The 20,309-nt window shown below is 62.5% G+C and carries 20 protein-coding genes and 1 tRNA gene; 13 read left to right on the forward strand and 8 right to left on the reverse strand.

What is annotated here, in order from left to right; genetic code table 11:
• Positions 1 to 71 precede the first annotated feature (71 nt).
• The gene (locus FOY53_RS15160) at positions 72 to 629 is read left to right on the forward strand and encodes an ActR/PrrA/RegA family redox response regulator transcription factor (RefSeq protein ID WP_146590326.1); all 558 of its coding nucleotides are present in this window, start codon (positions 72 to 74) and stop codon (positions 627 to 629) included.
• A 149-nt stretch (positions 630 to 778) separates the two neighbouring features.
• A complete protein-coding gene (locus FOY53_RS15165) occupies positions 779 to 1,618 on the forward strand; it encodes a c-type cytochrome (protein ID WP_146590328.1) in 840 nt (279 codons plus the stop codon).
• A gap of 27 nt (positions 1,619 to 1,645) precedes the next feature.
• Here the strand turns inward: FOY53_RS15165 and FOY53_RS15170 are convergent, their stop codons facing one another.
• The 3 genes from FOY53_RS15170 to FOY53_RS15180 form a co-directional block, all read right to left on the reverse strand.
• Complete coding sequence (locus FOY53_RS15170) at positions 1,646 to 2,116, reverse strand: GNAT family N-acetyltransferase (protein WP_146590330.1); 471 nt, start codon at positions 2,114 to 2,116, stop codon at positions 1,646 to 1,648.
• Positions 2,116 to 2,709 (reverse strand): HD domain-containing protein, encoded by a 594-nt coding sequence (locus FOY53_RS15175; RefSeq protein ID WP_146590332.1) that lies wholly within the window; start codon positions 2,707 to 2,709, stop codon positions 2,116 to 2,118. Before FOY53_RS15175 ends, FOY53_RS15170 begins: the two co-directional genes overlap by 1 nt.
• Positions 2,710 to 2,939: 230 nt before the next feature.
• Complete coding sequence (locus FOY53_RS15180) at positions 2,940 to 3,629, reverse strand: FkbM family methyltransferase (RefSeq protein WP_146590334.1); 690 nt, start codon at positions 3,627 to 3,629, stop codon at positions 2,940 to 2,942.
• A gap of 143 nt (positions 3,630 to 3,772) precedes the next feature.
• Between FOY53_RS15180 and ahcY the strand changes: the two genes are divergently transcribed.
• The 3 genes from ahcY to FOY53_RS15195 all read left to right on the forward strand — a co-directional run bounded on the left by ahcY (position 3,773) and on the right by FOY53_RS15195 (position 6,577).
• Positions 3,773 to 5,164: an adenosylhomocysteinase gene (gene ahcY, locus FOY53_RS15185; protein ID WP_146590336.1), complete on the forward strand. Its 1,392-nt coding sequence runs from the start codon at positions 3,773 to 3,775 to the stop codon at positions 5,162 to 5,164.
• A 273-nt stretch (positions 5,165 to 5,437) separates the two neighbouring features.
• Positions 5,438 to 6,055: a PRC-barrel domain-containing protein gene (locus tag FOY53_RS15190; protein WP_186766625.1), complete on the forward strand. Its 618-nt coding sequence runs from the start codon at positions 5,438 to 5,440 to the stop codon at positions 6,053 to 6,055.
• 180 nt (positions 6,056 to 6,235) lie between these two features.
• On the forward strand, positions 6,236 to 6,577 hold the full coding sequence (locus FOY53_RS15195) for a DUF2853 family protein (RefSeq protein WP_146590340.1): 342 nt from the start codon (positions 6,236 to 6,238) through the stop codon (positions 6,575 to 6,577).
• 328 nt (positions 6,578 to 6,905) lie between these two features.
• Here the strand turns inward: FOY53_RS15195 and FOY53_RS15200 are convergent, their stop codons facing one another.
• On the reverse strand, positions 6,906 to 7,304 hold the full coding sequence (locus FOY53_RS15200; RefSeq protein WP_146590343.1) for a DUF1761 domain-containing protein: 399 nt from the start codon (positions 7,302 to 7,304) through the stop codon (positions 6,906 to 6,908).
• 442 nt (positions 7,305 to 7,746) lie between these two features.
• Between FOY53_RS15200 and FOY53_RS15210 the strand changes: the two genes are divergently transcribed.
• Positions 7,747 to 8,193, forward strand: coding sequence for an EVE domain-containing protein (locus FOY53_RS15210; RefSeq protein WP_146590346.1), 447 nt, complete (start codon positions 7,747 to 7,749; stop codon positions 8,191 to 8,193).
• 105 nt (positions 8,194 to 8,298) lie between these two features.
• Here the strand turns inward: FOY53_RS15210 and FOY53_RS15215 are convergent, their stop codons facing one another.
• Both FOY53_RS15215 and FOY53_RS15220 read right to left on the reverse strand, forming a co-directional pair.
• Positions 8,299 to 8,574 (reverse strand): YciI family protein, encoded by a 276-nt coding sequence (locus FOY53_RS15215; protein WP_146590348.1) that lies wholly within the window; start codon positions 8,572 to 8,574, stop codon positions 8,299 to 8,301.
• A gap of 2 nt (positions 8,575 to 8,576) precedes the next feature.
• Complete coding sequence (locus FOY53_RS15220) at positions 8,577 to 9,539, reverse strand: NAD(P)H-dependent glycerol-3-phosphate dehydrogenase (protein WP_146590350.1); 963 nt, start codon at positions 9,537 to 9,539, stop codon at positions 8,577 to 8,579.
• Positions 9,540 to 9,577: 38 nt separating this feature from the next.
• On the opposite strand from FOY53_RS15220, the gene FOY53_RS15225 reads away from it, so the two are divergent.
• The 4 genes from FOY53_RS15225 to FOY53_RS15240 all read left to right on the forward strand — a co-directional run bounded on the left by FOY53_RS15225 (position 9,578) and on the right by FOY53_RS15240 (position 13,908).
• Positions 9,578 to 10,459, forward strand: coding sequence for a uroporphyrinogen-III synthase (locus FOY53_RS15225; RefSeq protein WP_246107425.1), 882 nt, complete (start codon positions 9,578 to 9,580; stop codon positions 10,457 to 10,459).
• A 56-nt stretch (positions 10,460 to 10,515) separates the two neighbouring features.
• Positions 10,516 to 11,949 (forward strand): COG4223 family protein, encoded by a 1,434-nt coding sequence (locus FOY53_RS15230; RefSeq protein ID WP_146590353.1) that lies wholly within the window; start codon positions 10,516 to 10,518, stop codon positions 11,947 to 11,949.
• A 10-nt stretch (positions 11,950 to 11,959) separates the two neighbouring features.
• Positions 11,960 to 13,444 (forward strand): heme biosynthesis protein HemY, encoded by a 1,485-nt coding sequence (locus tag FOY53_RS15235; RefSeq protein ID WP_146590355.1) that lies wholly within the window; start codon positions 11,960 to 11,962, stop codon positions 13,442 to 13,444.
• A gap of 388 nt (positions 13,445 to 13,832) precedes the next feature.
• Positions 13,833 to 13,908: transfer RNA gene (locus FOY53_RS15240), tRNA-Thr, on the forward strand.
• Positions 13,909 to 14,500: 592 nt separating this feature from the next.
• On the opposite strand, the gene FOY53_RS15245 is transcribed toward FOY53_RS15240, so the two are convergent.
• Positions 14,501 to 15,031 (reverse strand): invasion associated locus B family protein, encoded by a 531-nt coding sequence (locus tag FOY53_RS15245; protein WP_146590357.1) that lies wholly within the window; start codon positions 15,029 to 15,031, stop codon positions 14,501 to 14,503.
• A 188-nt stretch (positions 15,032 to 15,219) separates the two neighbouring features.
• On the opposite strand from FOY53_RS15245, the gene FOY53_RS15250 reads away from it, so the two are divergent.
• Positions 15,220 to 16,200, forward strand: a complete 981-nt coding sequence (locus FOY53_RS15250; RefSeq protein WP_246107426.1) for an asparaginase — start codon at positions 15,220 to 15,222, stop codon at positions 16,198 to 16,200.
• Between the two features lie 79 nt (positions 16,201 to 16,279).
• Here FOY53_RS15250 and serB read toward each other — a convergent pair whose 3' ends face one another.
• Complete coding sequence (gene serB / locus FOY53_RS15255) at positions 16,280 to 17,149, reverse strand: phosphoserine phosphatase SerB (protein ID WP_146590361.1); 870 nt, start codon at positions 17,147 to 17,149, stop codon at positions 16,280 to 16,282.
• 158 nt (positions 17,150 to 17,307) lie between these two features.
• Between serB and FOY53_RS15260 the strand changes: the two genes are divergently transcribed.
• Both FOY53_RS15260 and serA read left to right on the forward strand, forming a co-directional pair.
• Positions 17,308 to 18,462, forward strand: coding sequence for a phosphoserine transaminase (locus FOY53_RS15260; protein WP_146590363.1), 1,155 nt, complete (start codon positions 17,308 to 17,310; stop codon positions 18,460 to 18,462).
• Between the two features lie 76 nt (positions 18,463 to 18,538).
• Complete coding sequence (gene serA / locus FOY53_RS15265) at positions 18,539 to 20,134, forward strand: phosphoglycerate dehydrogenase (protein WP_146590365.1); 1,596 nt, start codon at positions 18,539 to 18,541, stop codon at positions 20,132 to 20,134.
• The last annotated feature ends 175 nt before the right edge of the window (positions 20,135 to 20,309 follow it).

The following is a 20,309-nucleotide window of genomic DNA, read 5'->3' on the forward strand; positions in this document are numbered from 1 at the left end:
GGGAATGTTTGACCGCTTCGGTGTCACAGGATAAGTGACTGGCCAGACAAATTCTGTCTGGAGGACGGCAAGTGGCAGCAGAACGCGCAGTGGATGAACTGGGGGACGACCGGACTCTGCTTTTGGTCGATGACGACGAACCCTTTCTGCGGCGACTTGCCAAGGCTATGGAAAAGCGCGGATTTGAGGTCGAAATGGCCGACTCGGTTGCGGCGGGTTCTGCCATCGCAACAGCGCGCCCGCCAGCCTACGCGGTGGTCGACCTGCGGCTCGAGGATGGCAACGGGCTGGATATTGTCGAGGTGCTGCGCGAACGGCGGCCCGACTGCCGGGTGGTGGTGCTGACCGGATATGGCGCCATTGCGACCGCGGTCGCAGCGGTCAAGATCGGCGCCACGGATTATCTGTCCAAACCGGCCGACGCGACGGACATCACCAACGCCTTGCTGGCCAAGACCGACGATCTGCCGCCGCCGCCCGAGAATCCGATGTCGGCTGACCGGGTGCGCTGGGAGCATATCCAGAGAGTGTACGAGCTGTGCGATCGCAACGTGTCCGAGACCGCGCGGCGGTTGAACATGCACCGGCGGACGCTGCAGCGGATACTCGCGAAACGAAGCCCCCGCTGAAACCACCCGGCACTGCGGCCCTTTCCCGAGGATCTTTTTGCGATTCCCGACCCCGGCCGGGGACTTCCCCGCGGCAGCCATAATTGTCCTGCCACCGACTCAGTGTCGGTGGTAGGGTGACCCATGGTCATTTTACCAAGGGGATTAACATGAAATTATTTCTTACCACCGTCCTTGCAGGATTTTGTCTGACAGGCGGGGCCGTGGCGGCCCCCAGTGTCGAGCGGGGGGAATATCTGGTTCAGGGGCCGGCCGGTTGCGGCAACTGCCATACCCCCTTTGGCCCGCAGGGGCTTGACCAGTCCAGGGATCTGGCGGGACGCCTTGTCGAAGAGAACCCCGCGTTCAAGGCGATTTCGGCAAACATTACCCCCGAGGGGCGTGTCGCGGACTGGAGCGATGCGGAACTTGCAAAAGCGATCCGCGAAGGCCTTCGGCCCGATGGCAGCCTGATCGGACCACCGATGCCGTTTGCGATGTATCGCGGGCTGGGCGACGACGACCTCATGTCGATCGTGATGTACCTGCGCACGGTGCCGGCGGTCGAGAACGATCCCGGGCAGTCGGTCTACAATATCGAATTGCCACCCGCCTACGGCCCGGAAGTCAACTCCGTGCAGGCTCCCGAACCCGGTCCAACGGCAGAGTACGGCGCCTATCTCGCCAACGCCGTGGCCCACTGTCTGGAATGCCATACGCCGATGGGACCGACCGGACCGATGATCGACACGGACCTTGGGCGCGGGGGGTTCGAATTTCACGGACCCTGGGGCACCTCGGTCTCCGCGAACCTGACCAACGGGCCGGACGGGCTGGCCGGTTACAGCGACGACGAGATCAGGGCGATGATCTCGCAGGGCAAGAAACCTGACGGGTCGGACATGCTGCCGCCGATGCCCTACGGCTATTTTGCACGCATGACTCCGGATGACCTGACGGCGGTCGTCGCGTATCTGCGCACCTTGCCGCCGCTGCCGGACGCCAAGTAGGGCAGGTTCGGCCCTCGGCGGCGCCGGTCAGAGATCAAAGCGTTTGCAGATGCGCGGTGCGACCGGTGCATCCGGCCAGTCGCGCCAATCCTCGAATCCGCGCGACTGGTAATAGGCCAGACCACCGGCATTGTCCTGGCGGATGACGGCAATGATGGCGCGATAGCCCAGCGTGCGGGCCGCAGCGCTGGTCGCGGCGAACAGGGCGGATCCGATGCCGATGCCGGTTTCGCCCGGACGGACATAAGAGGCGATGTCGCAGGTGTCCGGCGGCAGGTCGGGGTGTGGTTCGATATACTGAAACCCGAGAATGCGCCCGTTCTCGTCCTCGGCCACGTGCCAGGCCGAATGCTCCGGTGCGCTTTGCATCCAGGCGGCCAGATCTGCCGCGGACACCGGGCTTGTGAGCGCGGTGCTGCCTCCCTTCAGGATGATCTGGTTCAAAAGGTCGGCCATGTCGCGGGTATCCAGCCGACCGGCGCGGCGGACCGTCACCATCAGAGCCTGTCCATCAGCGCGGCATGGCGACGGGTAAAATCCTGCCGGACCGCGGGGGCCGGGCGCAGATGGATGTCCAGCCCCCGGATCAGTTCGGCGTCCGGGTGGCCGAAAATGCGGTCAGCCTCGGCATGCGAAAACCCGGCGATCTGCGTTGCCTCCATCCAGGCGCTGACCTTGTCGGCGCGCTTGATCCGCTTCTTGATCAGCGCGGGAATGGCGGCAGGCAGTCCAAAGCGGATATGGATCGCCGCGCTCAACCGGTCGTCCAGGGCGACATACTCGGGGCCGACGGCGGCCTTGACCGGCGAAATCATGTCGCCAATCACATATTCCGGGGCGTCATGCAGCAAGGCGGCCAGTTGCCATTTCACCGGCGCGTCGGGCCAGAGCCGGGAATACAACGCCTCGACCAGCAGGGAATGTTCGGCAACCGAATAGGCATGGTCGCCGCGGGTCTGCCCGTTCCAGCGGGCGACAAAGGCAAGGCCGTGGGCAATATCCTCGATCTCGATGTCCACCGGCGTCGGGTCAAGCAGGTCGAGACGGCGGCCCGAGAGCATACGTTGCCATGCACGGGGTTGGCGGGGCATGACGGTGCCTTCCTGCGGATCATTGCGGTTCTGTGCCCGTGCTTAAGCGGGGCATCGGGGTAAGTAAATAATCCAGTCCCGATCCGCCAATCTGACCGGTGGTGGTCCCCCGGCGGAATCCGGGTGCTGTCCCACCCGCCTGCTCTGGCAGATCAGGGCCGGGGAGGGACCGTCACCTCGGCGGTGCCCCGGGGACGCCATGTGTCGGCGCAGAAACCCTGCGCAGGACGTCACTGCAGCGCGATCTGCGCAGTGGCATAGACATGGTTGCCATGCAGTTTGCCGACATGCTGGTAGTTCAGCCCGCGGAACGTGCGGCTTATCCATTTCGGTTTGTTGAAATATTCGAGCACCAGGATCGGCTGCCAGCGGTGGATGATGTGGTGCGCTCCCATCAGCGCCTGCTGTTCGTGTCCTTCAACATCCAGTTGCAGGATCGACACCCGGCGCGACAGGGGGACGGTATAGTCCAGCATCACCGCCTGTACCAGTTCGACTCCCTCGCCGGGGTCGGTGACGAAATGTGACAGCCCGCCAAGCGATTTTCCCTCTGCGTCCCGGGTCCGGAACAGCACGGTGTCAGTCCTGTTCGAAAGGGCCGCGTTGGCGAGGGTGACATTGCCGAGATTGTTGAGCGCGACAGTGCGTTGCGCTGCTGCGAAATTTCCGGGGTTCGGCTCGAAAGCCCAAAGACGGGCCTCGGCTGCCAGCGCCGTGGACAGCGCCGGGATGAAATCGCCAAAGAACGCACCGGCATGGATGATGTCGCCAAGACCCGCATGGCGGCGCATGAACCGCAGGGTGTCGGGTTCGTAGGGATTGCCGGACAGGACCGCCCGGGCGGCAGGACGCTGTTCCAGCCCGTCGGGCACACAATAGACGCCATATTCGTTGCGGGGAAGCGGCCTGGGCTCGGTCATGTCCGTCCTGTTGTTCGGGCGCGCCCGGGCCGGTTTATCGGGCGTCGGCGGTTTTATCCGGGCGATTCTGATCTACGTTGCGGCACAAATCAAGGGATGCTAGGTCTCGCCCCAACCTGAGAATTTCATATTGGAGTGCCGGAATGGCGAACGACTACATTGTCAAAGACATCAATCTTGCCGCCTTTGGACGAAAGGAACTGGATATTGCCGAAACCGAAATGCCGGGCCTGATGGCACTGCGCACCGAGTTCGGAGAAGCGCAGCCGCTGAAGGGCGCCCGGATCGTCGGATCGCTGCACATGACGATTCAGACCGCAGTGCTGATTGAAACGCTGGTGGCTCTGGGCGCGGATGTGCGCTGGGCTTCGTGCAACATCTTTTCGACGCAGGACCACGCGGCGGCGGCCATTGCCGCGGGCGGCACACCTGTCTTTGCGATCAAAGGTCAGACGCTGGTTGAACATTGGGACTATCTGGACAAGTCCTTCATGTTCCCGGAAGGCGCGAACATGATCCTCGACGATGGCGGCGACGCGACTCTGTACGTCCTGCTGGGCGCACGGGTCGAGGCCGGTGAAACCGACCTGATCGAAGTGCCGACCTCGGAAGAGGAAGAGGCGATCTTTGCACAGATCAAGAAGCGCATGAAGGAAAGCCCGGGCTGGTTCACCAAGACCCGCGATGCAATCAAGGGTGTTTCGGAAGAGACCACGACCGGCGTGCACCGCCTGTATGATCTGCACAAGAAGGGCCAGCTGCCCTTCCCGGCGATCAACGTCAACGATTCCGTCACCAAGTCGAAGTTCGACAACAAGTACGGGTGCAAGGAATCGCTGGTCGACGGCATCCGCCGCGCCACCGACACGATGATGGCCGGCAAGGTGGCTGTGGTCCTGGGGTATGGCGACGTCGGCAAGGGCTCGGCCGCGTCGCTGCGCGGCGCCGGCGCCCGCGTCAAGGTGACCGAAGTCGATCCGATCTGTGCGCTGCAGGCGGCGATGGACGGTTTCGAGGTCGTGCTGCTCGAAGATGTGATCTCTTCGGCGGACATCTTCATCACCACCACCGGCAACAAGGACGTGATCCGCATCGAGCACATGCGCGAGATGAAGGACATGGCCATCGTCGGCAACATCGGCCACTTTGACAACGAGATCCAGGTTGCCGCGCTGAAGAACCACAAGTGGACCAACATCAAGGAACAGGTGGACATGATCGAGATGCCCAACGGGCACCGTCTGATCCTGCTGTCCGAAGGCCGTCTGCTGAACCTTGGCAACGCCACCGGCCACCCGTCATTTGTGATGTCCGCGTCCTTCACCAATCAGGTTCTGGCGCAGATCGAGCTCTGGACCCGGGGCGATCAGTACGACAACCAGGTGTACATCCTGCCCAAGCATCTGGATGAGAAGGTGGCGCGCCTGCATCTCGACCGCATCGGTGTGAAGCTGACGAAACTGAACAGCGAGCAGGCCGCCTATATTGGCGTGACGCCCGAAGGTCCGTTCAAGCCGGAACATTATCGCTACTGATCAGCCGACCGTATCGGTTGAACACATTGCGCCGCCTGGTCCTCCAGGCGGCGTTTTCTTGTTCACGCGCTCACCCGGCGGCTGGTTCCGGGATGGCTTCCATCCTGGGCCTCGGTGTCGCAGCCAGACTGGAATGCCGAAGACAAGGGCAAACAGACGGGCGAACGCGATTCGCAAGCCTCTGGTTCCAAAGATAAAGTTGGCATGAGCGGAAACCCCCACGGCTCTCGCGAATTGTACTGGCAGATGTCAATGCACGATAGGAGATGCACAATGACCCTGAAAGACATGATGCTTGGCTCGGCAATCGCAGCACTTGTTGCTGGGGGTGCTGTCGCACAAACCGCAACGCCTGACGCGGGCGTGTCCGCCGAAACCGCAGTGGAGGCGCAGACCTCGACCGACACCAATATCGGCGCAGGTGCAGCGGGCCTGGACTCCAGCGCGGAGTCGACCATCACCGGCGACGCTGACGCCAGCGCCGGGACAGATGCGACGACCGGATCCGTGCTCGCACCCGAAAGCGGAACCACCGTGACCGGGGATGTCACCACCGAGATGGACGAATCCCGGACCTCGCTCAACCAGATGACGGTGGATCAAGTTGTGGGCACCGATGTCATCGGCATAGATGACGAGGAAGTCGGCGAGATCGACTATGTTGTCCAGCAGACCGACGGTCTGGCGTTTGTCATCGGCATCGGCGGCTTTCTGGGGCTGGGCGAATACACCGTCGCAATCCCGGCGGATCAGTTTTCGCTGAACGCGGATGGTGACCTGGCCCTGTCCTCGATGACCAAGGAAGAGCTCAAGACGTTGCCGGAGTTTGACGAAGATGGAGTCGAGGGCCTCGACGGCGACCTGATCATCGGCGACCTGATGAACTCCTGACGGCACCGGGAAACCTGAATGCATGACGCGCCGTCCGGCGCGTCATTTTCCGTTTTGCGAGTGTCCCGACGGCACTTGGCGAATTGGCGAAATTTCTTTACCGAAACCGCCCCGATACGCTAGTTTCACTTTCAGACTGACAAAAAAGTCGGCAGAAACAAGAACAGGGGACTGGAAGACATGGGAAAACGTGACGATTTGATTGCCAAATACGCCGAGGACCTGCGCAGCAAGTGCGGAATGGAACCGGATATGGCCCTCTTGACCAAGGTGACGATCGGATGTGGTCCGGCAATCTACAGTGACGATGCCTCGACGGTCGCCGCGACCCAGCCTGGCGAACTTGAAACCGTCAAGACCAACTTCCTGATGAAAAAACTTGGCCTGCCGGACGGACCGGACCTGATGGACGCGATCCAGTCCGTGATCGAAACATACGGCAAGTCCGAGCGGAACAAATACCGCGCGGTGGTGTACTATATGTTGACCAAACACTTCAACAAAGACGCGGTCTACGGCTGACGTGATCCGATCCGGCATGTCCACCATGCCGGACACTGGCGCTGCTTTTCACCGGGTGCGCAATAAAATCCGATGGATTGTAAGTACTTGACGTTTGCCTGACGACGGTTTTGGCGATAGTCCTGAGCCATCGGGCCAGGACGGCCGGAACCTTTATCAGAACACGACCGGTGCTGTGGGAGCGACTGGGGTGATGGGGGGGTTCGGAAGGTCCGGAGCCCCCCATGTCTTGCCGTTGGTTCGAAATGCTGCGCCCAGCCCGCCTTGTCGGCCCGACAGAACCCGTATCAGTCCGAAAGGCACCTTGCTGCGCAACGATCCTCGGCGGTCAGGCGAACAGCCCAAGCACCAGTCCGATCACTGTCGGCCCCAAAACCGCATATCCACCATCAATGAGCATGAGCTGACGGGGGCGCATGGCGTATGCGTAATTCATCGTGATCCACGGGGCGAGGATGAACAGCCCAACGCCCAGCCCCGCGACCAGCCCCTTGCCCGCTGTGTCAATGCCGGCGCTGGCAAACACGTGACGCATCATGCCTGCCATCAGGACCGCGGCGACAAAGCTGATGACAAAGGGCACCGGTGATCCGCTGCCCTTCGGCCTGCCGTTCTCGTCGCTCTCGATCCCGGCGGCCTGCATCCAGGGCTTGCCGAGTGTCATGTACCACGCCGCTCCGGTGGCGAAACACGCCAGCGCAGCAATCAGAACCGAAATAATGCCCATTGCAGTCATTCCCAACATGTCTTGGGGCCGATGTGACGCAGCTTCCGGCGCCCACTCCGGGTCCCGGAGTCACTGATTTATAGCCAGAACCGGGCGGTTGCCGCAAGCGCGATGGCGGGGGACAAGCCTTTGGGCCGCGCTCATGCCTGCTCGCGCCTGTCACCCGTCCTTGCGGCGACCCAACCGGCGCCGCGACCGTCTTGCGCCAAACATGCGTATCACGGGCCCGAAACAGTTGAACCCGTCATCTGGCGCAGTGGCACCAAAGCAATGTCGCGATGAATCTTGCGGACGAGCCGCCACCGTGACACTTGTTTTCCTTCCTTCGCTTTGGGCCTCGATGCATAGAAGGTATGTACCGAGTGGGTGCTGATGACGGCACTCCATCGACCTACAACAGGAAACTCCTCGCCAAATTCGCGGAACAGGAAGGCAGGCTCGAATGGCAAAGCAGTATTGGTTGTTCAAGACCGAGCCCTCGACCTGGTCATGGGAGGATCAGGTTGCCAAGGGCGAGACCGGGGAAGAGTGGGACGGCGTGCGGAACTACCAGGCACGCAATTTCATGCGCGACATGGCGGTCGGAGATCTGGGCTTTTTCTACCTGTCGCAGCGAGACAAGGCCGTGGTCGGTATCATCGAGGTGGTCGCCGAGGCACATCCCGACAGCACCACCGAAGATCACCGCTGGGAATGTGTGGACATCCGGGCGATAGCGAAGTTGCCGAAACCTGTGCCGCTCGACCGGATCAAGGCTGATCCGCGGCTCTCGGAAATGGTCCTGGTCAAGAACTCCCGTCTCTCTGTCCAGCCTGTCACCGAAGAAGAATGGCGCATAGTGTGCGACATGGGCGGGCTGGACATCGAAAGCCTTCAGCGGCGGGGCTGAAGGGGCCGGGTCAAATCAAGGGGCAATCTCGCCTTGCAGCCCCCGCCAACCCATTTCGCGTCGGCGTGGGCCAGGTGTCAGGGCCGAAGTTTCAAAACCGGTATCTCATCCGCCGATGACCCGGTTCCAGACAACCAGTTCCACGCTTTCAAACAGACCGGCGTGGCCATAGGGGTCGCCTTTGACCCAATCCTCGGCAGCGGTCAGGTCCGGTACATCGAGAACGATCAGCGATCCGGCCATCTCGCCGGCCTCATCCAGAAGCGGACCGGCCTGCTGGACCGCCGCCGACGCCTTGAGATAGGCAACATGCGCCGGACGATTTTCCTGACGGACCGGCAGGGCACCGGGTTTGTCCCGGGCGATGATGGCAACAAGCATGGCTATTCCTCTTTGAGTGGGCGTGAGAGCAGGGATTGCAGCGCTTCGGCGACGCTCAGGCGCTGATCGAGAATGGCCGTGACCGCGGCGCAAATCGGCAGGTCCAGGTGACGGTCCGCAGCCAGGGCGGTGACGGCACGTGCGGTAGAGGCGCCTTCCACCGTGACCGAGGGATCTGCGGCCTCGCCGCGACCCAACAACAGACCCAGCCGGTAATTGCGCGACAGCGGAGACGTGCAGGTCAGGGCAAGATCGCCAAGCCCGGAAAGCCCCATCAGCGTCAGAGGTTTGGCGCCGAACGCCCGGGCCAGTCGCTGCATTTCGGCAAAGCCGCGCGTCATCAGCGCCGCGCGCGCGCTGTCGCCAAGTCCGACGCCGATGCAGGCGCCGCAAGCAATGGCAATCACATTCTTCAGCGCTCCGCCCAGTTCCGCGCCGACCGGATCGTCCGATCTGTACAGGCGCAGCGTTCGTGTCGACAGCAGCCTTTGCACGTCGGCGCAGACCGCGTCCTCCGTGCAGGCCAGGGTCAGGGCCGTGGGCAGACCGGAGGCGATATCGGCGGCAAAACTGGGTCCGGTCAGTATCAATGGCACGGCGCCGGGCTTTTCCGCTGCGATCGTCGCGCTGGGGCCGCGCCAGCTGCGCAGATCAAGCCCCTTGCAGGCGGCGACAACGGGCTTCCCGGTCAAGGTGCTTGTGATCTGGCCAAGCAGCGTTGGCAATGTCTGCGCGGGGGTTGCAAGGATCAGAACCTGTGCCGCGCAGGCGGCTTCCAGGTCATCGGACACGACCAGAGGTTCGGGCAGGAGGGCGTCGGCCAGGTGGGTTGAACGGCGGGTGCTTTGCATCTGGGTTACGGCTTCGGCGTTCCGTCCCCAAAGTGTTACCTGTCGGCCGTCCTGCGCCAGCGCGATTGCCAGAGCGGTGCCAAAGGCTCCGGCACCAAGTACGGCGATGGTCATGCCGGACGGTGCCTTGTGCCAAAGGCGCGCATCGTGGTTTGGGCGCAAAGCACACCACTGGCTTGGCGGTTCGGGCGGTCGATCATGGCCGTTTCCATTGCGTCAGACTGCCCCTGCAGCTACCACCGTCTGATGCAGCTCACAATCCCGACCCGCATCCTTGCGGGACTTGCCTCATGACCCAGGTGCAGCCGGTTCTTCTCATGACACGTCCGCTGGCGGCGTCAGAGGCGTTCGCGGCAGCGGTGCGCGGGGCGGATGGTGATGATTTCACCGTTGTCATCAGTCCGCTGATGCAGGTGACCGCCTGTGGCGCCCTGCCGGATATGACACAATATTCCGGTGTCGTATTCACCTCTGCCAACGGGGTTTCTGCGTATCGCGCCCTGGGTGGCCCCGTGCTGGACCTTTGTTTCGTGGTCGGGGCGACCACCGCGGACGCAGCACGGAACGCGGGCTTCGCGCCGGTGTCCGCTGATGGCGATGCGATGGGTCTGGTCAAACTGATACGCGCCCAGCCCGCGCTTTCGCGTCCGTTGCTGCATCTGCGTGGCACACATGCACGCGGTGCCGTGGCCGATACTCTGACCCGGTCCGGCATCGAGACCCATGAAGCAGTGATTTATGACCAGCCGCTGCTCGATCTGACCGCCGAGGCCAAGGCAGCACTGAACGGCACGGCGCCGGTGGTGGTGCCGCTGTTCTCCTCGCGCAGCGCCGCGCGCTTTGCAGAAGTGAACGGGGGTGCGGCACCTTTGCTGGTTGCAGCAATAAGTGCGGCTGTTTGGCAGGAAGCTATTGATTTATGCGCAATTCGCCACATTGTCACCGATCAGCCAACGGGCGAAGCGATGCTAAAAGCGGCATTGCAATTGCTTCATTTGGCAAGGACGCTTGAGAGCAGGCAGGACGCACAGTAAGGTCTTTGAAACAGACAACATCTTAAGTGCTTTAAGATTCGAAAGGGTGGATCCAAGTGGCAGACGGCAAAAAATCCAAGGACACCCGGGATCAGTCAACCGGGGCCGACGGGAACTCGACCAAAACCGCAGATGTTTCCACATCGCAGGCCCGGACCGACATTACCGACACCCAGGAGAATGATGTCGTGGTGCAGAAAGAACCGGTGGCAGAGCCGTCGGGTTCGAAAGAGGCTGCCGACGCGCCCGAAGCGCCCGAGGTGACAAAGCCGGACGAGGCAGAGGCCTCTGCCGTGGCAGGGGATGGATCGCCTGAGGACACGTCGAGTGACACCGCGGCCGCCCCCTGGTCCCGGGACAAGACCAGCCAGACAGAGGATTTGGTCGGCGCAGGCGACGCCCCCGAGGCTGAGTCCGCAGGCGCCGCAGAAGTTCCGCCTGCTGCCATGCCGTTGCGCCCGGCAGAGGGGCAAGTGATCAAGGAAACCGTTGTTCAGCGCAAAGGCGGATTTTTCCCGATGTTGCTGGGCGGCGTGGCGGCGGGTGTGATCGGCTACGGCGTGGCCCAGTATCAGGCCAACGCATGGCCCTTTGGCACCGGCGCCGAGGATCCGTTCCGCGCGCAGACCATCGCCGCCCTGGAACAGCAGCGCAGCCAGCTGGACGATCTCGCAGCCCGGTTGGGCAATACCGAAACCGCGGTCGGGGCCTTTGATGTCTCGGACCTGACGACTGCCGTAAGCGAATTGCGCACGTCAGCGACGGAAACGCAGAACCAGATTGCCACTCTGTCGGACCAGATCGGCCGACTTGAAGTGCGCGTCGTCGAACTGGAAAAACGCCCGATGGAAGCCGCACTTTCGCCCGAGGCCGTGGCCGCCTACGAGCGTGAAATGGATTCCCTGCGCAGCGACATCGCATCGCAGCGTAATGAAATCATGAACTTCGCTGCCGAAGCCGTGGCCGCAGAACAAAGCGCCGAAGCCCAGGCCTCGCTGGCCAAGGTCCGCGCGGCACTGGCGGAACTTACAACCTCTCTGGAAAGCGGCGCGCCGTTCGAACAGCCCCTTGCCACGATCCGCACCAACAGCGACGTCGACATTCCCCCCGCCCTGAGCAGCGTCGCAGGCGAGGGTGTTCCGACGATGGCAGAGCTGGGCGCGGAATATCCGGATGCCGCCCGCGCGGCACTGGCTGCCGCCCGTGCGGAAGCCGCCCCCGCCGAGGGCACGAACCATGTGCTGAACTTCTTTCGCGACCAGGTGGGCGCACGGTCTGTGACGCCGCGCGAGGGATCTGACGCGGATGCGGTTCTGTCGCGCGCCGAAGCAGCATTGACCAGCGGGGACCTTGCCGCGACTCTTGCCGAGGTGAGAACCCTGAGCGGTTCGGCGCAGTCTGCGATGGCTGACTGGATGGCACGGGCAGAAGCACGCGTGTCGGCACAAGGCGCGGCGGCAACGCTCGCGCAGGAATTGAACCAGGAATAAGGGTCGGACAATGCTTTGGTCTCTCATAAAGATTGTGTTCTTCGTCGCGCTGGTCGCGGCGCTGACCCTTGCTGCCGGGTATCTGATGGAAAGCACGGGCGGCGTTCAGATCACTCTGGCCGGGACGGAATATACCCTTGGCCCGCTGCAATCCGTGCTGGCTGCCATGGTGCTGGTTTTTGCGGTCTGGGTGGCGTTCAAGCTGCTGTCCCTGCTGATCGCGGTGCTGCATTTCCTGAATGGCGACGAAACCTCGTTGTCGCGCTATTTCGACCGCAACCGCGAACGCAAAGGGTATCAGGCGCTCAGCGAGGGGCTGATGGCGTTGGCGTCCGGCGAAGGGCGGGTGGCCATGGCCAAGGCCTCCAAGGCCGAGCGCTACCTGCACAGGCCGGAACTGACCGATCTGATCACCGCACAGGCGGCCGAGATGAATGGCGACCGCGCCAAGGCCGAACAGGTTTACAAGCGGCTGGTCCAGCGTGATGAGACCCGCTTTGTCGGTGTGCGCGGCATCATGAAGCAAAAGCTGGCGCAGGGCGATACCGAGACTGCCCTGAAACTTGCCGAACGGGCGTTTGTCCTGAAGCCGAAACATGAAGAAGTGCAGGATATCCTGCTGAAGCTTCAGGCGCAGAAGGCCGACTGGGTCGGCGCGCGCAAAACCCTGAATGCCAAGCTCAAGCACGGGTCTTTGCCGCGCGACGTCCACAAGCGGCGCGACGCGGTTCTGGCCCTGTCCGAAGCCAAGGACATCCTCGACAGCGGCAAGTCGATCGAGGCCCGCGAAGCCGCGATTGCAGCCAACAAGGCGTCGCCCGATCTGATCCCGGCGGCCTGCATGGCGGCGCGCGGCTTTGTTGCCGAGGGCCGCACCAAGAACGCCGTGCGCCTGCTGAAAAAGGCGTGGCAGGTGCAGCCGCATCCCGACCTTGCAGCGGCCTTTGCCGAAATCGTGCCGAACGAAACCCCGGTCGAGCGGCTCAAACGGTTCCGGCAATTGACGGCGATCCGGCCCGAGCACCGGGAGACCCGGCTGCTGACCGCCGAACTGAACCTCGCGGCCGAAGATTTTCCCGAAGCCCGCCGCGCGCTCGGGGATCTGATCGAAACGGACCCGGACACCCGGGTACTTGCCATCATGGCGGCTGTCGAACGCGGGGAAGGGGCACCGGATGCCGTGGTCCGCGGCTGGCTGACCAAGGCGCTGACCGCGCCGCGCGGGCCGCAGTGGGTCTGCGAAAACTGTAACAACATCCACAATGCCTGGACGCCCGTTTGCGAAAACTGCGGCGCCTTCGACACCCTGTCCTGGAAGTCGCCACCACAATCGGCATCCTCGATGCCGACCGGTGCCGAAATGCTGCCGCTGTTGGTGGGGGAGGATGAAACGCCATCCGCCGCGCCTGTTGCCGTGGATGCGGAACTGGTCGAACCCGACCAGACCGAGGATCCCGCAGCAGAGGAGACACAGGCGAAAGGTGCCCAGAGTTAACGGCGCCTTGACCGCACCTCCGCTGGATGTCCCACGGATCGCACAATGGTGTGCGCGTCGGGCGCGCGGGTGAGTGAAGTAACATTCACTGACCGTGGAGACCGTGGACATGGCATTCGAACGCCACAGATTTCAGGTGCATCGGGCGATGATTTCACCCAGAGGCCGGATTGCAAAGCGCCCTGTGAACCGCGCGCGGCGCTGGGGTGCGAGAACAAAGGGTACGGCGGGCTGCACCGGGGCGCCGAGGGACGTCCTGCCTGCGGTTCAACGGCCCTACCGGCCAGAAGTCGCGTGATGGTGCCGGAACATGGCACCACACAGTCGCTTTGACCGAACCATGGACTTGCAAAAAGAAAATCGCGGATATATTGCCTCGCTCCACAATGCCCCAATAGCTCAGCTGGTAGAGCAACTGTTTCGTAAATAGTAGGTCGGCGGTTCGAGTCCGTCTTGGGGCACCAGTTCACCTGTTGAACACCGTTATTTCATTGCATATCAGGCGCTTAGGCTGTCCATCGGGGTACTTACCGAGTCACAACCGGGACACCTCGGGCTATGGCGATGACAATTGAACTGAAATACGTGGATACACTGAGCGGTGCTCGGAAGCGGTTTCGCCGCCGATTCCCCAAGCATCTGCAGACCATCTTGAAGAAGGAGTTCTTTCAGGAACCCCTTAAATGCCCGTGATGGTGCGGCGCTGCTGCGTGAGCACGAATACCTGAAGCGCCTACCGATTTGCCAGTTTGCTTTTTGTCATAACCGCCATCCTTACTTAACGTGACGGTCTCCGACAGGCCCGGGGCGGTTCAGGGGCGTCCTGTGGCTACATCTGCAAGACTTGGAGTGCAGAGCGCGAACGATCCCCGTCAGCCGGGACAACCGGCTGCCCGGAGCGCGTGCCCGCCCGCGCGGCCAGAGGTGGGCGAAACCGCAGATGGCTGAGCCCGCCCCGAACTGGTCGCTATTGGCTCTCACCATCTACCCGGTAGACGAAGTGCGAAATGGCCTCAAAATATATCTGCGGTGCAGAGGTGCCCCCTGCACGGCGGATCAACTGGAGCAGCGTTTCTCGGCATCCTCAACAGCGGCGGTAAAGCCCAGCAGCGAAAACGTGTCCTTTGTCTGGGTGCCGCGCGCCGATCGTGCGGTCAGAGCCGCGTCCGAGCCGCGCTTCATCGCCGTGATCAGCTTGGCATCATCTGCCGGAGTGGCAGGCCAGGCCCATTCGCCTTCGGTGAACAGCTCGAACTGGGTGCCGCTGACGTTGACATTCACCGTCGAACCGTCGGCAAAGGGGTAGCCTCCGGTGAAGGCAACCTGGCCGGCAACATTAGCTCCGGGGCGATAGAACACCATCAGCAGGATCTCGCCCCGCGTCACCGCAACCACCCGACCGTCCTTGGTGTTCACGCTTTCCTTGTACGTCGTCACCGCCCAGCACTCGCGCGGCTCCTTGCCCTCGAACACGGACCAGTCCGTCATCGCATCCACGCGGTTCGTGCTCGCGTCCTGCGCGACCACAGTTCCGGCCATCAGTGCCAGAACGGTCCCGGCCAACACACGGCTCAATATTGATGTCATACGCGCAGCCTCCAGCTGTCTTCAGCCCCAATACCCTTGGTTGCGCCCTTGGTGGTCTGGCTTATGATGCCGCGCAACCGTTTTTGTCTCGACGGGCGGAGATTAGCCTGAAATACCTGCTGCTTGAAAGCCCCGTTGGCAGAATATCGCTTGTTTGTGAGGTCCCGATGCGTCCAATGCCTGTCCCCATGGCCGAAATCTGGCGTGGGCCATTTACGGAAAGTCTGCACATGGGGCATGCGGTGATCTGTGGTCCGGACGGCGACATCACCGAAGCCTGGGGCGATCCGCAGGCGGTGGTGCTGCCACGCAGTTCGGCCAAGATGATTCAGGCGCTGCCGCTCGTGACTTCTGGCGCTGCTGATGCCTGCGGCCTGACTCCCCGCCAGTTGGCGCTGGCCTGCGCGTCGCACCAGGGTGCGACAGTCCATGTCGACGCAGTTCAGGCCTGGCTGAACGATCTCGGTTTGACGGAACAGGACCTGCGCTGCGGCCCCGAGATCAGCCGCGACACGGCCCTCGCACATGAGATGATCCGCCGCGATCTTTCGCCGTGCCAGTTGCACAACAATTGCTCGGGCAAACACAGTGGCTTTTTGACCCTGAATCAGCGGCTCGGGGCGGGTCCGGACTATGTCGAGGTCGATCATCCGGTGCAGCAGGCCTGTCTCGATGCGTTCGAAACGGTTACTGGCCAGTCCAGCCCGGGATACGGCATCGATGGCTGTTCCGCCCCCAACCATGCCACGACGATGCAGGGCATGGCGCGCGCGATGGCTTTTTTCGCCAATGCCCATACAGGGTCCGACAGCCTGAGCCAGGCTGCGGCGCGACTTGCCGAGGCGATGTATTCGCACCCCGAGATGGTGGCCGGAGAAAACCGCGCCTGCACACTCCTGATGCGGGCCGCGAAAGAGCCGGTCGCCGTCAAGACCGGTGCCGAAGGCTATTTTGTCGCGATCTTGCCGGGGCGCGGGCTGGGTCTGGCTCTCAAGATCCAGGATGGTGCGACCCGGGCTTCGGAATGCGCCATCGCGGCGTTGCTGGTGCGACTGGGAGTTGTCGATGCGCAACATCCTTCGGTGGTGCAGTTCCTGAACCCCGAGATTCTGAACCGGCGCGGCTTTCTGACCGGGCAGATCCGTCCGGCGTCTGATCTCATGCAGTGACCTGTCAGTCCGACGCCCAAGAGTTTTGCAAAAACTCTTGGCAAAACTTTTTGAAAAAGTTTTGCGCCGGTACGGGCTGTCAGGTTGTGAAATCGGTCCTGGCGTAGCCCTGAAGGAACAACAGCGCCGTGAGATCGCTGTTGTTTATGCGCACGCTGCACTCTGCCTGAACCGTTGGCTTGGCATGAAGGGCAACCCCGGTGCCGGCCAGTGCCAGCATGCCCAGATCATTGGCGCCGTCGCCGACGGCCAGTACCTCCGAGGGCGACAGGCCAAGCCGCGTGGTGATCTCCTGCAGTGCAGTCACCTTTGCCTCACGTCCGAGAATTGGCAGGGCCACCGATCCTGTCAGAGCGCCGTCCTGGATCAGCAGGGTATTTGCCCGGTGCTCGTCGAACCCCAATTGCGTTGCAACCGACCCCGTGAAGGCGGTGAACCCGCCCGAGACGAGGGCTGCATACCCGCTCTGTGCCTTCATCGTGGCCAGGAGCACCGACCCACCTGGCATCAGTGTGATTCGGGTGTCCAGCACCTTTTGGATCACGCTTTCCTGCAGACCTTTCAGCAGGCTCACGCGGGCGGTCAGTGCGCCCTCGAAGTCCAGCTCGCCGTTCATCGCCCGCGCCGTGATCTCGCGGACGTCTGCTCCGACGCCCGCCTCTTCGGCCAGCTCGTCGATACACTCCTGCTCGATCATCGTGCTGTCCATGTCGGCAAGCAGCATTTTCTTGCGTCGCCCCGCACTTGGCTGAATCACCAGGTCGACCGACAGTGCCTGCAGGTCCTGCCACACCTGCCATTGATTTGCCGGTGCCTGCGCCAGGGCAAACTCGGCCGCCTCGTCCGGTGACAGCCAGACAGCATCCTGGCCACCCCAGGCATTGCGCAGTGAGTCGACCAGGGCGGGGTCCAGGCCGCCGGGGCGGGCTATCAAGGTGGCTGTGAACATGGGCAGGTTTCCGATCGTAGACATCGCGTGTCGCGAATTGCATCTGATGCGGCGCAATATCGTCATTTAAGGGATTGTGGAACCGAAAATTGGCCCGTATTCCGGCACGTGGGACACCCCTCCCCAACGAGGGGCGCTTATCTGGAAGGATAGCACATATGGCTATTGCACTACCCGTCACGCGGCCGGCTAACCCGCGTTTTTCTTCTGGCCCCTGCGCCAAAATCCCCACATTCTCGCTTGATCTGCTGGCCGACGCGCCGCTGGGGCGTTCGCACCGCGCCCCGGTCGGCAAGGCCAAGCTCAAGGCCGCCATCGAAGGCACCCGCGAGCTTCTGAACATTCCCGCCGACTACCGCATCGGCATCGTGCCGGCCTCGGACACCGGCGCCGTCGAGATGGCCATGTGGTCGCTGCTCGGCGCCCGTCCCGCGACCATGGTCGCCTGGGAGAGTTTTGGCGCCGGCTGGGTTACGGACGTGGTCAAGCAGTTGAAGATCGAGGCGACGGTGAAAACCGCCGAATACGGCCAGATCGTCGACATGGCCGCGCTGGATTATGACACCGACGTCGTCTTTACCTGGAACGGCACCACCAGCGGCGTCCGGATGCCGGATGGCGATGCGATTCCCGCCGACCGTGCCGGCCTCACCATTTGTGACGCCACCAGCGCCGCCTTTGCGCAGGATCTGCCCTGGGACAAGCTCGATGTGACGACGTTCTCCTGGCAGAAGGTGCTGGGCGGCGAAGCGGCCCACGGCATCATCGTGCTGGGCCCGCGTGCTGTTGCGCGTCTGGAAAGCTATACCCCGGCCTGGCCGCTGCCCAAGATCTTTCGCCTGACCAAGGGTGGCAAGCTGATCGAAGGCATCTTTGCCGGCGAGACAATCAACACGCCTTCCATGCTGGCGGTCGAGGATTACCTCGTTGCCCTGGACTGGGCGCGCGCGGTTGGTGGCCTGAACGGTCTCATGGCCCGCGCCGATGCGAACGCGCAGGCAATCTGGGATTTCTGTGCGGCCAACGACTGGATCGCAAACCTGGCCGAGGTTGACGCGACGCGCTCGAACACCAGCGTCTGTCTCAAGTTCACCGATGCGCGCATCACGGATGGCGCGACCTTTGCCAAGGCCGTGGCAAAGCGGCTGGAAGCCGAAGGGGTGGCGCTGGATGTCGGGGCCTATCGCGATGCGCCCGCAGGCCTGCGAATCTGGTGCGGCGGCACGGTCGAAACCTCGGACATCGAGGCGATGCTGCCCTGGCTCGACTGGGCCTTCCACGTCGAAATCGAGGCGCTGTCGAAAGCCGCCTGAACCAGAATTTTCTGCGAAAATTCTTGGGCTCCGCCTGGGGCCCAAGCCTTTCCCCATTCTTTGAAGGACCATCACCATGGCCCCCCGCGTACTCATCTCCGACGAACTCTCCGAAGCTGCCGTTCAGATCTTCAAGGATCGCGGCATCGACGTCGACTTTCAGCCCGACCTTGGCAAGGACAAGGACAAGCTTGCCGAGGTCATTGGTCAGTATGATGGTCTTGCCATCCGGTCGGCCACCAAGGTCACCGAAAAGATCCTGGCCGCCGCAACCAACCTCAAGGTGATTGGCCGCGCCGGCATCGGTGTCGACAACATCGACAAGGAAGCCGCGTCCAAAAAGGGCGTGATCGTGATGAACACGCCTTTCGGCAACATGATCACCACCGCCGAACATGCCATCGCCATGATGTTCGCCGTTGCCCGCCAGATCCCCGAGGCATCCGCGTCGACCCATGCCGGCAAATGGGAAAAGTCCAAGTTCATGGGCGTGGAGCTGACCGGCAAGACGCTTGGCGTGATCGGTGCGGGCAATATCGGCGGCATCGTCTGTGACCGTGCGCGGGGCCTGAAGATGAAGGTCGCCGCCTACGACCCTTTCCTGAGCCAGGAAAAGGCCGACAAGATGCGCATCGAAAAGGTCGAGCTGGACGAGCTGCTCAAGCGCGCCGACTTCATCACCCTGCACGTCCCGTTGACCGACCAGACCCGGAACATCCTGTCACGCGAGAACCTCGAAAAGACCAAGCCGGGCGTGCGCATCATCAACTGCGCCCGGGGCGGTCTGGTGGACGAACAGGCCTTGGCCGACCTTCTGACGTCGGGCCACGTCGCTGGCGCCGCGTTCGATGTCTTCGCCCAGGAACCGGCAAAGGAAAACCCGCTGTTCAACCTGCCCAACGTGGTCTGCACGCCGCACCTTGGCGCCGCGACCTCTGAGGCGCAGGAAAACGTCGCCCTTCAGGTGGCGGACCAGATGGCGGATTACCTGCTGACCGGCGCCGTGACCAATGCGCTGAACATGCCGTCGGTGACAGCCGAAGAGGCCAAGGTCATGGGCCCCTGGATCAAGCTTGCGGACCATCTCGGCGCCTTCATCGGCCAGATGACGGACGAGCCCATTCAGGCCATCAACATCCTGTACGACGGCAGCGTTTCGACGATGAACCTCGCGGCGCTGAACTGTTCGGTCGTGGCCGGCATCATGAAACGCGCCAATCCGGATGTGAACATGGTCTCGGCCCCGGTTGTGGCACAGGAACGCGGGATCCGCATTTCGACCACCAACCAGGCCAAGTCCGGCGCCTTTGACGGCTATATCAAGGTGACCGTGGTGACGTCCAAACGCGAGCGGTCGATCGCCGGTACGGTGTTCAGTGACGGCAAGCCGCGCTTTATCCAGATCAAGGGCATCAACATCGACGCCGAAGTGGGCGCGCACATGCTGTACACCACCAATGAAGATGTCCCCGGGATCATCGGCACGCTGGGCATGACCATGGGCGAAAATGGTGTGAACATCGCCAACTTCACCCTTGGTCGTTCGGCGGCCAAAGGCGAGGCGATTGCCCTGCTGTACGTCGATGACGTCGTGCCGGCCAATGTGATCAACAAGCTGGTCAAGACCGGCATGTTCCGGCAGGTCAAGCCGCTGGTTTTCGACGTCGCCTGAGCGGGTGCCGGGATCGCTGGTCCCGGCCCGTCAGACAAGCCCTGCAACGCACCGGTTTTCCGGTGCGTTTTTTTGTGCCGCACATTCTGGCGGCACGATCCGAAGATGCCTTTGATCCTGGCTCCGTAGCGGGGGCGGAGTGGCTTTCCCGCGCGGCGATGCGGGGGTAAAGGAT

The organism is Puniceibacterium confluentis, from assembly GCF_007923445.1.
In the GTDB taxonomy this organism is placed as follows: Bacteria; Pseudomonadota; Alphaproteobacteria; order Rhodobacterales; family Rhodobacteraceae; genus Puniceibacterium; species Puniceibacterium confluentis.